Source organism: Elstera litoralis (assembly GCF_000963705.1).
GTDB lineage: Bacteria > Pseudomonadota > Alphaproteobacteria > Elsterales > Elsteraceae > Elstera > Elstera litoralis.
Window position 1 is genome coordinate 1 of the sequence record NZ_LAJY01000975.1, and the last position, 684, is coordinate 684.

At 39.5% G+C, this 684-nt stretch carries 1 protein-coding gene; it reads left to right on the forward strand.

Annotated elements, in window-relative coordinates; all coding sequences use genetic code 11:
* The first annotated feature begins 179 nt into the window (after positions 1–179).
* Positions 180–602 carry a hypothetical protein gene (locus VZ95_RS24820; RefSeq protein ID WP_156995523.1) on the forward strand — a complete coding sequence of 141 codons (423 nt, stop codon included), beginning with the start codon at positions 180–182 and terminating at the stop codon, positions 600–602.
* The last annotated feature ends 82 nt before the right edge of the window (positions 603–684 follow it).

Sequence of the window (684 nt, forward strand, 5' to 3'; positions counted from 1 at the left end):
AAACCGAACTGTTCCCCCTCGCGCGTCAAGCCTCCCCCTTTGGTACGAGGGGTTTTTTCGGGGAGCGACCATACTTCGCCATGATCTAGTTTTCGCTGTCTTCCGTTGGTGTAGACGCACGGCACGAACGAAGGATTTAGATTAAATCTTCTACCAACAGATCATTTAAAGGAAATATCATGATTGAAATTACAAATGAAAATGATCGCAAAACCTTAATGGATAGATTTCGAATTTTTTTTAAAGAAAACTCAGATAACGGGAGGGCGGACTTTGCATTTCCTCGCGGAGTAATGTTGGACCGTCCATTTTACTATAGGCACGACATAAATTTGTGGGCCTATTTTCAAGAGTCTAAGGGCCGCTATTTTAACGCATTTGGTATCGGATTCCCAGTTCAGGATCAGAAAAACAGAATTATTGTAGAGATAAATCCTATTATTAATAAGAACCATCCGAGCAGAGATCGTGTGAGAGGCACATTAATCGCTAATAATGATGGTACTGAATGGTTTGGCCATATGGGTGGTTTGTCTGGTGGAATAAACACCGTTAAATCAGGAGATTTTGACAGAAGAATTTGTGAAACCAAAAAAAATTGAATACACTAGGTTCAGCGGATATAAAAACCATTTTTATCCAATATATTGCCCAACTCTATCACCTAAGGAAATTTACAAATGA

Bases quoted from the DNA above. Each gene is read 5' to 3' on its own strand.
- VZ95_RS24820 (WP_156995523.1), top strand. From the start codon at position 180: ATGATTGAAATTACAAATGAAAATGATCGCAAAACCTTAATGGATAGA.